General features: G+C 62.4%; 16 protein-coding genes and 1 tRNA gene. 12 read left to right on the forward strand and 5 right to left on the reverse strand.

Going from position 1 to position 14,452, the window contains the following annotated elements:
- From rplM to erpA, 5 genes are all read left to right on the forward strand, one after another.
- On the forward strand, positions 1 to 407 hold a 407-nt coding region (gene rplM, locus WBF69_RS04015; RefSeq protein WP_424261473.1), incomplete at its 5' end, for a 50S ribosomal protein L13.
- Between the two features lie 12 nt (positions 408 to 419).
- Entirely contained in the window at positions 420 to 812 is a 393-nt protein-coding gene (gene rpsI / locus WBF69_RS04020) for a 30S ribosomal protein S9 (protein ID WP_424261475.1), read from the forward strand.
- A 179-nt stretch (positions 813 to 991) separates the two neighbouring features.
- The gene (argC, locus tag WBF69_RS04025) at positions 992 to 2,050 is read left to right on the forward strand and encodes an N-acetyl-gamma-glutamyl-phosphate reductase (RefSeq protein ID WP_424261477.1); all 1,059 of its coding nucleotides are present in this window, start codon (positions 992 to 994) and stop codon (positions 2,048 to 2,050) included.
- A 12-nt stretch (positions 2,051 to 2,062) separates the two neighbouring features.
- Complete coding sequence (locus WBF69_RS04030) at positions 2,063 to 2,803, forward strand: DUF6776 family protein (protein ID WP_424261479.1); 741 nt, start codon at positions 2,063 to 2,065, stop codon at positions 2,801 to 2,803.
- On the forward strand, positions 2,800 to 3,165 hold the full coding sequence (gene erpA / locus WBF69_RS04035; RefSeq protein WP_424261481.1) for an iron-sulfur cluster insertion protein ErpA: 366 nt from the start codon (positions 2,800 to 2,802) through the stop codon (positions 3,163 to 3,165). Before WBF69_RS04030 ends, erpA begins: the two co-directional genes overlap by 4 nt.
- Here the strand turns inward: erpA and WBF69_RS04040 are convergent, their stop codons facing one another.
- Entirely contained in the window at positions 3,166 to 4,254 is a 1,089-nt protein-coding gene (locus tag WBF69_RS04040; RefSeq protein ID WP_424261483.1) for an anhydro-N-acetylmuramic acid kinase, read from the reverse strand.
- Positions 4,255 to 4,268: 14 nt separating this feature from the next.
- Positions 4,269 to 5,600 (reverse strand): peptidoglycan DD-metalloendopeptidase family protein, encoded by a 1,332-nt coding sequence (locus tag WBF69_RS04045; RefSeq protein ID WP_424261485.1) that lies wholly within the window; start codon positions 5,598 to 5,600, stop codon positions 4,269 to 4,271.
- A gap of 248 nt (positions 5,601 to 5,848) precedes the next feature.
- Between WBF69_RS04045 and tyrS the strand changes: the two genes are divergently transcribed.
- The 7 genes from tyrS to WBF69_RS04080 all read left to right on the forward strand — a co-directional run bounded on the left by tyrS (position 5,849) and on the right by WBF69_RS04080 (position 11,577).
- On the forward strand, positions 5,849 to 7,075 hold the full coding sequence (gene tyrS / locus WBF69_RS04050; protein WP_424261487.1) for a tyrosine--tRNA ligase: 1,227 nt from the start codon (positions 5,849 to 5,851) through the stop codon (positions 7,073 to 7,075).
- Between the two features lie 22 nt (positions 7,076 to 7,097).
- Entirely contained in the window at positions 7,098 to 7,730 is a 633-nt protein-coding gene (locus tag WBF69_RS04055) for a YbhB/YbcL family Raf kinase inhibitor-like protein (RefSeq protein ID WP_424261489.1), read from the forward strand.
- Positions 7,731 to 7,814: 84 nt separating this feature from the next.
- Entirely contained in the window at positions 7,815 to 9,059 is a 1,245-nt protein-coding gene (glyA, locus tag WBF69_RS04060; protein WP_424261491.1) for a serine hydroxymethyltransferase, read from the forward strand.
- A gap of 33 nt (positions 9,060 to 9,092) precedes the next feature.
- Entirely contained in the window at positions 9,093 to 9,560 is a 468-nt protein-coding gene (gene nrdR / locus WBF69_RS04065; protein WP_424261493.1) for a transcriptional regulator NrdR, read from the forward strand.
- Positions 9,547 to 10,710 carry a bifunctional diaminohydroxyphosphoribosylaminopyrimidine deaminase/5-amino-6-(5-phosphoribosylamino)uracil reductase RibD gene (gene ribD, locus WBF69_RS04070; RefSeq protein ID WP_424261495.1) on the forward strand — a complete coding sequence of 388 codons (1,164 nt, stop codon included), beginning with the start codon at positions 9,547 to 9,549 and terminating at the stop codon, positions 10,708 to 10,710. Before nrdR ends, ribD begins: the two co-directional genes overlap by 14 nt.
- Before the next feature lie 35 nt (positions 10,711 to 10,745).
- The gene (locus WBF69_RS04075) at positions 10,746 to 11,390 is read left to right on the forward strand and encodes a riboflavin synthase (protein ID WP_424261497.1); all 645 of its coding nucleotides are present in this window, start codon (positions 10,746 to 10,748) and stop codon (positions 11,388 to 11,390) included.
- 96 nt (positions 11,391 to 11,486) lie between these two features.
- Positions 11,487 to 11,577: transfer RNA gene (locus WBF69_RS04080), tRNA-Ser, on the forward strand.
- Positions 11,578 to 11,699: 122 nt separating this feature from the next.
- On the opposite strand, the gene WBF69_RS04085 is transcribed toward WBF69_RS04080, so the two are convergent.
- The 3 genes from WBF69_RS04085 to WBF69_RS04095 are packed head-to-tail and all read right to left on the reverse strand — an operon-like array spanning position 11,700 to position 14,446.
- On the reverse strand, positions 11,700 to 12,188 hold the full coding sequence (locus WBF69_RS04085; RefSeq protein WP_424261499.1) for a DUF4262 domain-containing protein: 489 nt from the start codon (positions 12,186 to 12,188) through the stop codon (positions 11,700 to 11,702).
- 39 nt (positions 12,189 to 12,227) lie between these two features.
- On the reverse strand, positions 12,228 to 13,010 hold the full coding sequence (gene fabI / locus WBF69_RS04090; protein WP_424261501.1) for an enoyl-ACP reductase FabI: 783 nt from the start codon (positions 13,008 to 13,010) through the stop codon (positions 12,228 to 12,230).
- 26 nt (positions 13,011 to 13,036) lie between these two features.
- The gene (locus WBF69_RS04095) at positions 13,037 to 14,446 is read right to left on the reverse strand and encodes a transglycosylase SLT domain-containing protein (protein ID WP_424261503.1); all 1,410 of its coding nucleotides are present in this window, start codon (positions 14,444 to 14,446) and stop codon (positions 13,037 to 13,039) included.
- Positions 14,447 to 14,452: the final 6 nt, after the last annotated feature.

The raw sequence follows: 14,452 nt of genomic DNA on the forward strand, positions 1-14,452 counted from the left end.
CGCATGAAGTCAAGCGTGACTGGTTTGTGATCGACGCCAAGGGCAAGGTCCTCGGCCGTGTGGCCAGCGAAGTCGCACGCCGTCTGCGTGGCAAGCACAAACCCGAATTCACGCCGCACGTTGATACCGGCGATTACATCGTCGTCGTCAACGCCGCTGATATCGTTGTCACCGGCGCCAAGGCGCAGGACAAGCGCTACTACCGTCACTCCACCTATCCGGGCGGGATCACGGAAACCAACTTCCAGAAAATGCAGCAGCGTTTTCCGGGCCGCGCCCTGCAAAAAGCCGTCAAGGGCATGCTGCCCAAGGGGCCGCTGGGTTACGCCATGGCGAAAAAGCTCAAGGTCTATGCCGGTGCCGAGCACCCGCATACCGCGCAGCAGCCGCAAACCCTGGATATTTGAGGATAGGCCATCATGATCGGTAATTGGAATTATGGCACTGGCCGCCGCAAAACTTCGGTGGCTCGGGTGTTTCTGAAAAAAGGCACGGGCAAGATCATCGTCAACGGTCTTCCCGTCGACGAATATTTTGCGCGTGAAACCGGCCGCATGGTCGTGCGTCAGCCTCTGGCGCTGACCAACCACCTGGAATCGTTCGACTTTCACGTCAACGTGCATGGTGGCGGTGAATCCGGCCAGGCCGGCGCCGTGCGTCATGGCATTACGCGTGCCCTGATCGAATACGACGAGACCCTGAAGTCCCCGTTGAAGCAGGCTGGTTTCGTCACGCGCGATGCTCGCGCTGTCGAACGTAAAAAGGTCGGCTTCCACAAGGCCCGTCGTCGCAAGCAGTTCAGCAAGCGCTGATTCTGTTTCGGGTGGTTCACCACCCGATGCGATGCAAAAACCCCGGCCTATGCCGGGGTTTTTCGCTTGTGCGCCCAGCTGTGACTTTTTGAAGTCCGGGCGGCGCGCGGGCCGTGCCATAATCTTGCAATGTTCCGGTACTGCTTCGGCAGACCGTGCTTCTCTGACAGGACATCATCATGATCACCGCATCACGCATCAAGGTCGGCATTGTCGGCGGCACCGGCTACACGGGCGTCGAACTGCTGCGCCTGCTGTCGCAGCACCCCAATGTGCAGTTGCATGCCATTACCTCGCGCAAGGAATCCGGCATGCCTGTGGCCGACATGTTCCCGAACCTGCGCGGTCATGTCGATCTGCGTTTTCAGACGCCCGAAGACGCTGCGCTGGACCAGTGCGACGTCGTCTTTTTTGCCACCCCGCATGGCGTGGCGATGGAACAGGCGCCCGGTCTGCTGGAACACGACGTCCGGATCATCGATCTGGCGGCTGATTTCCGCCTGCAGGATACCGATGCATTCCAGCAGTGGTACAAAATGCCGCATAGCTGCCCTGCGGTGCTGCGCGACGCGGTCTATGGTCTGCCGGAACTGGACCGTGATCGTATCCGCCAGGCGCGGGTCGTCGGCAACCCTGGCTGCTATCCCACCACGGTGCTGCTGGGATTGACGCCTCTTTTGCAGGCAGGGCGCCCCTTGATCGATATTGCGCACGTCATCGCCGACTCCAAATCGGGGGTGTCGGGGGCGGGGCGCAAAACGCAGGTCGGGTCCCTGTTTTCCGAGGCCGCCGACAATTTCGCGGCTTACGCGGTGGCGGGCCACCGCCACCACCCGGAAATTTCCGAATGTCTGACCCGCATCGCGGGCGAACCCGTCGGACTGACCTTCGTGCCGCATCTGGTGCCTATGATCCGTGGCATGTTCTCGACCCTGTATCTGCGCATCCTGCCGGAAGCTCTGGACACGGATTTCCAGGCCTTGTTCGAGCAGCGGTATGCCGACGAGCCCTTTGTCGACGTGATGCCGGCAGGCAGCCTGCCTCAGACCCGTTCGGTCCGGGCATCCAATATGCTGCGCCTTGCCGTTCATCGGCCGGCAGGCGGCGATACCTTGGTCGTCCTGGTGGTGCAGGACAATCTGGTCAAGGGCGCCGCCGGTCAGGCGGTGCAGAATATGAACCTGATGTTTGGCTTTCCTGAAACCACCGGCCTGCAGCAGGTGGCGGTGCTGCCCTGACGGGGTGCGTGCATGACTCGCGATACCGAACGGTCGGGCGGGTTCCGGCGTTGGTTGATCCGGAGCCTGACCCTGTGTCTGGCGTTGGCGCTGGCCTTCATCGCCGGCGCGGCAGCCATGCACTTGGGCATGCATGGGGAAGACCGGCAGAAGATCCAGGATCTGCAAGACAGGCTGGCCGTTGCGCAGGCCGAATCGACTCGGGATGGGATGGCGCTGGCCGCCGCCCGCAGCAACGAGGAAGTCCAGGCCGGCACTCAGCGGGTGCTGCAGGACAGGCTGACCGAGCTGCAGCAGCAGTTGGGGCGTGTTCAGGATCAGCTGGCCTTTTACGAGCAGCTCATTCCGTCCGGGCCTGCCGGGGCGGTGGCCATCCGGGCCTTCGATATCCAGGCGGATGGAGAGTTCATCCGCTACCGGGCGCTGCTGACCCGCAACGCCGCCCCGAACGCCGACCCTTTCAAAGGCCGCATGCGTTTTGTGGCGCAGGGCCGCTTGCAGGGTAAACCCGTTAAAATAGACCTGAACCCGCCGCAAGCCTTGGATTCAGGTGCGGAAGCAGCGGCTGGTGCTGTCGGGCCGCTGGCGCTGATGTTTGACCAGTTTCAGCGTAGCGCCGGTGTTTTGCAGGTTCCGGATGGCTTGGCAATCCAGTCGGTGCGCCTGGAAATTCTGGAAGGCGACACGATTCGCGCCACACAGGACGCAGTTTTGAATGGCACGGCTTCTGTCGTGCAGGAGTCATCACCATGAGCACTATCGAGCACGTCAATCTTGACGTTCCGCCCAGCCCCCTGGTCTTTACCGATGCGGCTGCCGCCAAAGTCCGTGAACTGCTGACCGAGGAAGGCAACGCCGCTTTGAAGCTGCGGGTGTTCGTCCAGGGCGGCGGGTGTTCCGGTTTTCAATACGGCTTTACGTTCGACGAGGACGTGGCCGAGGACGACACCACGATCGAGCGCGATGGTGTGCAGTTGCTGGTGGACGCCATGAGCTTCCAGTACCTGGTCGGGTCCGAGATCGACTACAAGGACGACCTGGAAGGCTCGCAGTTCGTGATCCGCAATCCCAACGCCAACACCACCTGCGGCTGCGGGTCGTCGTTCACCCCCTGATCAGGCGGGGTATAAGCATCCGGCGATGGTTGCGTGGCGCGCGCCGGTGACGGCAGGCAGGCACGCCGGCTGACCCCGCACGTGCGCCTGCGCCAGCCAGGCAAAGGCCAGGGCTTCGACGGATTGAACCGGGACACCGTATTCAGCTGTCGTCGTCAGGCGGCAGGGTAGCGCCAGCGCCAGCGCCTGCATCAACACCGGATTCAGGGCGCCTCCGCCACAGGCCAGGATTTCGCGCGTGTCAGGGGCATGCTGCCGGATCGCCTGGGCAATCGTTTTCACTGAGAATTGCAGCAGCGTGGCCTGTACGTCTACCGGGGACGGGCTGGTCTGCAGGGCATTCAGATGCGTCTGCAGCCAGTCGGAATTGAACAGGTCTCGGCCTGTGGATTTGGGCGGCGGCAACGCCAGCCAGGGTTCCGACAATAGCGCGTCCAGCAAGATCGTGTCGCAGCGGCCCTGTGCCGCCCAGGCGCCATCATGATCGTAGGCCCGGCCTGTGTGTTGGTGGGCCCAGGCGTCCATCAGCATGTTGGCGGGGCCCGTGTCAAAGCCCGTGACGGGGGAGTCCAGGACCGTCAGATTGGCGATACCGCCCAGATTCAGCACCACACGATCAGTGCCGACGCCAAAACGCGCGGCGTGAAAAGCGGGGACCAGTGGGGCGCCTTGCCCGCCGGCAGCCACATCGCGGCTGCGAAAATCGGCCACGACCGCGATGCCGGTGCGTTCGGCCAGTCGGGCGGGGGCGTTGATCTGCAGGGTATAGCCTGCTTCCGGCACATGACGCACGGTCTGTCCATGAGCGCCGATGGCGTGGATGTCCGCTGCTGTCAGGCTGGATTGGGCGAGCAGCGACGCAACCGCTTGCGCATAGCAATCGGCCAGATCGTTCGCGGCTTGGGCGGCTCGGGCCAGTTCATTATGGCCAGGGCTGTTCAGGGCCAGCAGCTCGCGGCGCAAGGCGTCTGGCAGCGGCAGGCTGGCGGACGCCCGCACGGTGATGGCGTCGGATAGTTGCGCCAGCACACCGTCCACGCCGTCCGTGCTGGTGCCGGACATCAGGCCGATGAAATAGTTGCCGCGCATGGCGCCGCCCTTTTTTAACGTTCGGCGAGTTCGATTCGACTGTCTTGCAGGCGCGCCAGCATGGTCATTTGCGGCTGATAGCGGGTCACCAGGGCCTGGAATGCCTTTTGATCGGCCTGGTTCAGGGGGCGGGCCACCGGCAGGTCGACCGACAGGGGATCCACAGGTTTCTTGTCGATGCGGAATTCGTAGTGCAGGTGCGGGCCGGTTGCCCAGCCGGTCTGGCCCACGTAACCGATCAATTGGCCTTGCTGGACGCGGTCACCTTTTTTCAGGCCCTTGGCAAAGCGGCTCTGGTGTGCATACAGCGTGGTGTACTTGCCAAAGTTCTTCAGGATGATGACGTTGCCGTAGCCGTTTTGCTTGCCGATGAAGTCCACCGTGCCGTCAGCCGTGGCATGAATCGGGGTGCCCGACGGGGCTGCATAGTCGACGCCTTTGTGTCCGGTCCATTTGTTGTGGATGGGATGCATGCGCATGCCGAAGCGTGAACTGATCCGGGTGAATTTGATGGCCGTGCGCAGAAAGGCGCCTTTCAGGCTGGCGCCGGAAAAATCGTAGTAGCCGCCCTGGCCATGAGCGTCCTGGAACCAGAGAGCGCTGTAGGTCTTGCCCTTGTTGATGAATTCCAAGGCGCGGATGCGGCCCGAGCCGACCTCTTCGCCGTCGTGCATGTAGGCGTCGTAGACGATGCGGAAGCGGTCGCCTTTGCGCAGATCTTTCAGGAAATCCATGCGGCTTCCCAGGATGTCCACCATTTCCATGGTGACGGCATCCGGGACCTGAGCCTCATCCGCCGCGCCGAACAGCGAGCTGGTGATTTCGCCTTCGGCTACTCGCGTTTCCTGCGCCGCGGCGACAGTGCGTTCCTGGGCAGTGAACTGGCCTTTGCCATCAGGCCGGACTTCCAGCCAGGCGGATTCGATGCCGGATTTGACACTGCTGCCAGGGGTATGGGCATAGCGCAGCCAGACCAGATTGCCTTGTTCGTCCAGGGCGGCCTTGATCGTGCGGCCTGGGTAGAGCTTGTAGATCGAACGTGCGTCTTTTTCGTGGGTCAGGAAAACCAGCAGGCCGTCTTCGTTGACCCCCAGGCGATGCAGCAGAGCAGATACCGTATCGCCCCGACGAATGCGGGTCGAGGCGACATAGGGGGCAGCGTCCTGTTGCTGGCTGCCCATGGGGGGCAGATCCAGCGTCTGGCGGGCTTGGAAAATGGGTTCGGGCTGGGGGGCGGGTTTGACGACGGCCAATGCGGCGGCGGTCAGAAACAGGCCTCCGGCGGCGAAGAGAAGACTACGGGTGATATGTCTGTGGCGTGGTGTCTGGTGGGCGTCAGGCGTCATGGGCGGTAGGGTGTTCGGTCGGTCCGGGCGGTGCTGGGTGTCTGATCCGGCAGGCGCGACGCATGGATGGATGCGCAACAGCGGGCCTGCCCGATGGATCACCTGTAGCGGAGGGCTCTGCTAATATGAGGCTCCGCATTTGCTCGAGCCGTGAATGTGTTGTACAGAAGCTGCGATGGCACGTTATGCTAGCGCATTAATTCCGGTTTTTCGAGCACTTTTTAATTTTTTCTGATAGATCGCTTATCATGCCGTCCTCTTTCGCCCCCGACGACCCCCAGATTGCACACGATCTGCGCGTGGCTCAGCGGGGCTGCGACGAATTGCTCGTTGCCGCTGATTTTGCCTCCAAACTGGCCCGTAGCCGCGCAACCGGCACGCCGTTGCGCATCAAATTGGGTCTGGACCCGACCGCGCCCGATATCCATCTGGGCCACACGGTCGTCCTGAACAAAATGCGCCAGTTGCAGGATATGGGGCATACGGTGATTTTTCTGATTGGCGATTTCACCGCGCAGATTGGCGATCCCAGTGGGCGCAATGCGACCCGCCCGCCGCTGACGCCAGAGCAGATCCAGGAAAACGCCAAGACTTACTACGCTCAGGCCAGCCTGGTGCTGGATCCCAGCCGGACTGAAATCCGCTACAACTCCGAATGGTGCGATCCCTTGGGCGCGCGCGGCCTGATCCAGTTGGCGTCGCGCTATACCGTGGCCCGGATGATGGAACGCGATGATTTCACCCGGCGATTCAAGGGTGGGGTACCGATCTCGGTGCATGAATTCCTGTACCCGCTGTTGCAGGGCTACGATTCCGTGGCGCTGAAGGCCGATCTGGAACTGGGTGGCACCGATCAGAAATTCAATCTGCTGGTGGGCCGTGAACTGCAAAAGGAATACGGCCAGGAACCCCAGTGCGTGTTGACCATGCCGCTGCTCGAAGGCACCGACGGTGTCGAAAAGATGTCCAAATCCAAGGGCAACTATATCGGCATCACGGAAGCACCCGATTCCATGTTCGGCAAGTTGATGTCGATCTCTGACACCCTGATGTGGCGGTATTTCGAACTGTTGTCCTTCCGGTCAATGGAAGAAATCGCCGCCTTGCAGTCGGATATTGCGGGCGGGCGCAATCCCCGCGACGCCAAGGTCATGCTGGCGCAGGAAATCGTCGACCGCTTTCATGGCAGCGGCCAGGGGGCGCAGGCGTTGGACCATTTCAACGCCCAGTTTCGCGACGGCGCCATCCCTGACGATTTGCCAGAGATCACGGCGGGCGCGGCGCCCATGGGCATTCTGAAGGTCCTGCGGGAATCCGGCCTGGCGGCCTCGGCGTCCGAAGCCCAGCGTAATATCGAACAAGGCGGCGTGCGCATCGACGGCGACCGCATCGAAGATAAATCCTTGCAGCTGCCCGCCGGCACGTACGTCATGCAGGTCGGCAAACGCAAATTTGCCAAGGTCACGCTGACCTAGACCTGTTTTCCCCGGAGGCCCCATGAAACTGCATAGCGACTCTTTTCCGGATCAAGGGATCATTCCCGAACACAATGCCTTCGCGCGCATCGATCCGCAAAATCATGTGGCCTTGGCCGGCAACAACAACCCGCATCTGGCCTGGACGGACGTGCCCGATGGCGTCCGTTCCTTTGCCGTGTTGTGCGTCGACGCCGATGCACCCAGCCAACCCGACGATGTCAATCAGGTCGGGCGCGAGGTGCCGGCGGATCTGCCGCGCGCGGATTTCTATCACTGGGTGCTGGTGGACGTCGCTGCCGATGTCCGCAGCCTGGCCGAGGGCAGCTATGCCAGCGGCATTACGCCGCGCGGCAAGGCCGGCCCGCTGTCGCTGGACGGCACCCGTCAGGGCCTGAATGACTACACCGGATGGTTCGCCTCGGATCGCGACATGAACGGTGATTATTTCGGCTATGACGGCCCGTGCCCGCCCTGGAACGACGCCCGCATCCATCGCTATACCTTGACCGTGTATGCGTTGGATGTCGCCGAACTCGATGTGTCCGGGCGCTTTACGGGGGCGCAGGCGCTGGCGGCCATGCAGGGCCATGTGCTGGCCCAGGCCTCGATCACCGGCACTTATACCCTGAATCCGCGTTTGCATGCCCTGTGATCGGGCGGCTTCGCGCTAGAATGATTTGCTTTGCCGCCCAGGCGGCGCCCCTTGATTCCTTCTCCCTCGTCTTCAGGATCCCTCATGTTTGACCGCACCCGTACTCTTGATAAGGCTGATCCCGCCATCTGGGCAGCTATTCAGCAGGAAAATGTCCGCCAGGAACAGCACATCGAACTCATCGCGTCCGAGAACTACGCCAGTCCGGCCGTCATGCAGGCCCAGGGCACGCAACTGACGAACAAATACGCAGAGGGCTATCCCGGCAAGCGGTACTACGGCGGCTGCGAATATGTCGACGTCGTCGAGCAACTGGCGATTGATCGGGTCAAGCAAATCTTTGGCGCGGAAGCGGCCAACGTGCAGCCCAATTCGGGGTCCCAGGCGAATCAGGCCGTCTACATGGCGGTGCTGAAGCCCGGTGACAAGGTGCTAGGCATGAGCTTGGCCGAAGGTGGTCACTTGACGCATGGCTCTCCTGTGAACGCTTCGGGCAAGCTGTACGACTTCCATTCCTATGGCCTGGACGCCAACGAGGCCCTGGACTATGACCGGCTGGAAGAACTCGCCCGCACGCTCAAGCCCAAGCTGATCGTGGGCGGGGCGTCGGCCTATTCCCTGCGCATCGACTTCGAACGCATGGCCCGCATTGCGCACGATAACGGCGCCTTGTTCATGGTGGACATCGCCCACTATGCTGGACTGGTGGCCGGCGGCGAATACCCCAATCCGGTGCCGCACGCCGATTTCGTCACCACCACCACGCACAAGTCCCTGCGCGGGCCGCGCGGCGGCGTGATCCTGATGAAATCCGAATACGAGAAGATCATCAATTCCGCGATTTTCCCCGGCATCCAGGGTGGCCCCCTGATGCACGTCATCGCCGCCAAGGCCGTTGCCTTTGGCGAAGCCCTGCAGCCCGAATTCAAGGCCTACGCCGCTCAGGTGGCGGCCAATGCCCGCGTGCTGGCCGATACCCTGGTCAAGCGCGGCCTGCGCATCGTCTCGGGCCGCACCGAAAGCCACGTGATGCTGGTCGATCTGCGGGCGAAAGGCATTACCGGCAAGGCTGCTGAAGCCGTGCTGGGCGATGCGCACATCACCGTGAACAAGAACGCGATTCCCAATGATCCGGAAAAGCCCTTCGTCACCAGCGGCATCCGTCTGGGCACGCCCGCCATGACGACGCGCGGCTTCAAAGAGGCCGAAGCCGAGCTCACCGGCAACCTGATTGCCGACGTGCTGGATAATCCCAACGATGCCGACAACATCGCCCGTGTGCGGGATCAGGTCAATGCCCTGACGGCGCGTCTGCCGGTTTATCGCTAAGGAGGCGGGCGCCTGAGGGCGCCCGGTAGGCCGATGAAGTGTCCGTTCTGCAACTGTGTCGATACGCAGGTGGTGGATTCACGGGTCTCCGAGGAAGGCGACACGATCCGCCGCCGTCGGCGCTGCACGGCCTGCGATCGGCGCTTCACCACCTATGAACGCGTCGACCTGATGATGCCTGCCGTGGTGAAACGCAACGGCACGCGTACGGATTTCGATCCCGCAAAGCTGCGTTCCAGCATGGCCCTGGCTTTGCGCAAACGCCCCGTCAGCGCGCCGGACCTGGATGCGGCGGTGATCCGCATCCAGGAACGTCTGCTGACCAGCGGCAAGCGCGAGGTCTCCTCGGGTCATGTGGGCGAGTTGGTCATGGCCGAATTGCGGCAGCTGGATCAGGTGGCGTACGTCCGCTTCGCATCCGTCTATCGCAGCTTCGAGGACATCCGCGAATTCGTGCATGCCATCGATGAATTCCGCGCCGCCGACGATGAACACACCTGACGCCGCTCACCAGTCCACCGAAGACCACCGCTGGATGCGGCGGGCGCTGGCGGTGGCGGAACAATCCTTGTATCTCAGCAATCCGAATCCTCGCGTCGGCTGCGTGCTGGTGCGCGATGGCCGCTGGCTGGCCGAAGGCCATACACAAGAGGCGGGCGGTCGGCATGCCGAGGCCCAGGCCTTGTGGGCGGCACAGCAGGAACAACAGGATGTCCAGGGGGCCACGGCCTACGTCACCTTGGAACCCTGCAGTCACCAGGGGCGCACACCGCCTTGCGCCGATGCCTTGATCGCTGCCGGCGTCCGTCGCGTAGTGGTCGCCATGCAAGACCCCAACCCCAGGGTGGCGGGGCAGGGGATAGCACGGTTGCGGGCCGCCGGCATCGACGTCGACGTGGGCCTGCTGGCTGAAAATGCCTTGGCGCAGAACCCTGGGTTTTGCGCTCGCATGACGCGCGGCACTCCCTGGTTGTGGTTGAAGTCAGCCTCGTCCTTTGACGGTTATACGGCTTTGTCGGACGGGCAATCCCAATGGATCACCGGCGATGCCGCTCGCGCCGACGGTCACGGCTGGCGCGCCAGAGCGTGCATGGTGCTGACCGGCATCGGCACGGTGCAGGCCGATAATCCGCTGTTGGACGTGCGCGCCGTTCCGACCACCCGGCAGCCCATCCGGGCGGTGCTGGATACGCAATTTGCGATTTCGGAACAGGCGCAGCTGTTCAATGGCAATCCTGTATGGATTTTTACCGCGCACGCGGACGCCGGCAAGACCGCTCGCCTGGCCGGGCGCAATGTGCGTGTCATCATGCTGCCGCCGGACGACAGCGGCGCCTTGGATTTGGCTGCCTTGCTGCGCTGGTTGGGCGATCATGAAATCAACGAAGTCCATGTCGAAGCCGGTTCTCGACTGCAAGGCGCGTTGGTGGCGGGCGGCCATGTGGATGAATGGGTGGCCTACGTCGCCCCGAGTATCGTCGGCGCCGGGCAGGGGCTGGCCGCGTTGCCGGCGCCCATCCCCGCGCTGGATCGAGCCTACCGCTTCGAATTTCTGGATGCGGTACAGTTGGGCGCGGACATGCGGCTGCGGCTGCGGCACGCCGGCCATTGGCAAGCCTTGCGGGCCGCGTGCGGTCTGCCGTCTGCCTAGGCCGGATGACGGCAATTTTGATGGATGGAATGCTCATGTTTACAGGAATCGTCGCGGCGGTTGGTCGTATTACCGAGGTGCGCCCCCTGGGTGATCAGGAAGATGCCGGGGTGCGATTGGTGATTGCGGCGGGCGATCTGCCCCTGCAGGCAAGCCGACTGGGGGATTCGATCGCGATTCAGGGGGCCTGCATGACGGTGGTGTCCCTGCACGAATCCACGTTCGAAGTGGACGTCTCGCGAGAAAGCCTGGTGCGTACCTGCGGCCTGGACCGCGAGGGCGAGGTCAATCTGGAACACGCCCTGCGGCTGGGCGACAGCCTGGATGGGCATCTGGTCGCTGGTCACGTCGATGGGGTCGGGCAGGTGACGTGTTTCGAATCCGTGGGTGAATCCACGGAGCTGCGCGTCATCGTGCCCGCGCACCTCTCGAAATACCTGGCGTACAAGGGGTCCATCACGGTCAACGGCGTCAGCCTGACTGTCAATCGGGTGGACGATCAGGAAGAAGGCACTGAAATATCCATCAATCTGATTCCCCATACGGTGCAGGTCACGACCTTGCGCAATCTGCAGATTGGTTCTCCTGTCAATCTGGAGATCGATCTGATCGCCCGCTATGTCGAGCGGATGGTGGGCGCCATGGGGGCCGTGCCGGTGCCAGCGCCCAGCCTGGCCTGATATACGACCGGCCCGCCCCGGGCGGTAGCCTATTGACAGATATATTCATGCTAGAATAACGGACTTCGCTTGGCGCGTATGCGTGCCAGGTGTGCAGGACAGGTGGCCGAGTGGTTGAAGGCGCACGCCTGGAAAGCGTGTATACGTGAATAGCGTATCGGGGGTTCGAATCCCCCTCTGTCCGCCAAAGACACACCCAAGATCGTCCGCGACGGTCTAGAAAGCCCTAGAGAACGAACGCTCTAGGGCTTTTTTGTCTTTCCAGTAGAGCCGCCGGAAATCGCAGTTAGAACAGGGCGCATGGCCTGATCAGGGCTTGAGACCAGCATCCCACAGCATTTGTTGCGGATTTTCCGACTGGTCGTAATCCGGATCGTCCGGAAAACGGCCTGTCGCATCGGCCCAGACAATCTGAAAGACCCGAATCGATCCGCCGAAGCGGCTGCTGGCCTGAGCCACCCGTTGCGTCAGTACAAACGGGGTCGAGACATCCCGCAGCAGAATGGGCATCCGCACGGCATCGACCGGCGGCTGCCCGTCGGACAGGCCGTCCGCCTGGTGGCGGCTGTAGGCGACGACGTCGGAAATGACGTCCATCGCCAGCGCGTGATCCAGAGTGCCCGTGATGATCAGCTCAGGCTGTCCGGACCGGGCCAGACCAACGGTATGCAAAAACCAGGTGGCCGGATCCATATCGTCGTCGGCGACGACCAGATGGGTGTAGTCGTGCCATTTGAGCTTGTCTTCCAGAAAGCCCTGCAGTTTGCTGCGGGTTCTGTCCTGTTCCGATGTCGCCACGGCGGCCTGCCTGGTGCTGGTTGCTGGTGGATGAGATTATCAGTCCATTCCCGGCACGGTATTAGAAAAACCACAGTCCACGTGCAGGATTTCGCCCGTGATGCCGGCGGCCAGGTCCGACAGCAGGAAGGACGCGGCATTGCCCACGTCTTCGATGGTCACGTTGCGGCCCAGGGGGGACTGGGATTCCACGTATTTCAGCATATTGGAAAAATCGCGGATGCCGCTGGCGGCCAGGGTCTTGATCGGCCCGGCGGAAATGCCGTTGGCGCGCAGGCCCTTTTTGCCCAGGGATTTCGCCAGGTAACGCACGCTGGCTTCCAGAGATGCCTTGGCCAGACCCATCATGTTGTAGTTGGGGATGGCCTTTTCGGCGCCCAGGTAGGACAGGGTCAGCACGGACCCATTGCGGCCTGCCAGCAGGGGCAGAGCGGCCTTGGCCAGGGCCGGGAAACTGTAGGCAGAAATATCGTGGGCGACACGGAAGTTTTCGCGGGTCATGCCGTCCAGAAAATCGCCTTCCAGGGCCTCGCGCGGCGCAAAGCCGATGGAATGCACCAGGCCGTCCAGACCGTCCCAGCGCTCGCCCAGGGCGGCAAAGGCCGCGTCGATCTGGGCGTCGTCGCCGACGTCGCAGGGGATGACGATGTCGCTGCCCAGGTCCTTGGCAAAACCGCGCACTCGATCTTCGAAGCGTTCTCCGACGTAGGTCAGGGCGAGTTCGGCGCCTTGGGCGCGGCAGGCATGCGCAATGCCGTAGGCGATGGACCGGTTGGAGAGTACGCCGGTGATGAGAATGCGTTTGCCGTTCAGAAAGCCCATGATGTGTTATTCCTGTTGGTGAATTTTTAGCCCTGCACGTCGGTACCGGGCACGCGCAGGCGTTGGCCGGTGGACAGGGATGAGTTCTTGAGGTTGTTCAGCTTGCGCAAGGCGTCTACCGAGGTGTTGTAGCGTCTTGCCAGGGAATACAGGGTATCGCCCTTGCGGATCGTGTGGGTGCGGATGCTGGGGGCCTGGGTCAGGCGTACGGCATGTACCCGCTTGGTCGAGTCGGCGGCCTGAGACGGGCGCGTCTGGGCCGCGACCTGAGGGGCCGCGCGCTGGTCGTCATCCGGGTCGTAAGAGGCGAGCCGGATGCCAGCCTTGTTTCCGTTTTCTGTAGCGGGAATCAGCAGGGTTGCGGACGTCGCCCGCGTCTGCCGGGATGTCAGGTTGTTGGCCTGGCGCAGTTGATCCAGGCTGATGCCGTGGGATTTGGCGATGGCGGCCAGCGACTGACCGCGCGTCGGTTGCACGATCTGCCAGGAAGTCAGTTGGCCCGTATAGGTTTTCAGGTTGTCGTTGAAGACATCGACCTTGTCCAGCGGCAGATGCAGCGCGGGGTTGTGCTGCGCCAGTATGACAGGGCGGTTGTACGCCGGATTCAGGGCGCGGAAGTCCTCAAGGGGCATTTCGGCCAGCGCAGCCGCCACGGCGATATCCATATCGCGTGACTTATGGACGGTTGTGAAATAGGGGCTGTTGCTGACGTTGGGCAGGGTGATGCCGTATTTGTCCGGGCGGGCGATGATGTTTTTGATGGCTTGCAGCTTGGGGACGTAGTTGCGCGTTTCGTCGGGCATGTCCAGCTGGGTGTAGATCGGCTGCTTGTCGTTGTTGACCGCCTTGTCCATGGCGCGTTTGACGGCGCCTTCGCCCCAGTTGTAGGACGCCAGCGCCAGATACCAGTCGCCCTGAAAATCGTACAGATAGCTGAGGTAATCCAGCGCTGCCTGGGTGGATGCAACCGGGTCGCGCCGCTGGTCGCGCCACCAGTCCTGCTGCAGTTTGTAGTGCAAGCCTGTGCTGGGGATGAACTGCCACAGGCCGGAGGCCTTGGATCGCGACAGTGCGTTGGGGTTATAGGCGGATTCAACGAAGGGCAGCAGGGCCAGTTCGGTCGGCAGGCCGCGACGGTTCAGTTCGTCGACGATGTAGTACAGATATTTGCCTGCGCGCTGGCTCATGAGCAGGACGGACTGCGGGTGCCCGGCGTAGTAGTCGGTCCAGTAGTCGACGCGTTCGCTATGCAGGTTGGGGATGGAAAAGCCGCGTCGGATGCGGTCCCACATATCGCGTGGGGGGTGGGTCAGGTCAACCGTGCGGGACGTGTCTTCCGCCACGTAGGCCTGGCGTTGATCGGTGGAAGTGCGGTGGGTGGCGCAGCCGGCCAGTATGACCAGCATCAGCGGCAGCATCAATCGCAGGATTTTCATGAGAGG

The sequence above is a fragment of the Castellaniella sp. genome, assembly GCF_049673105.1.
Classification (GTDB): Bacteria; Pseudomonadota; Gammaproteobacteria; order Burkholderiales; family Burkholderiaceae_B; genus Castellaniella.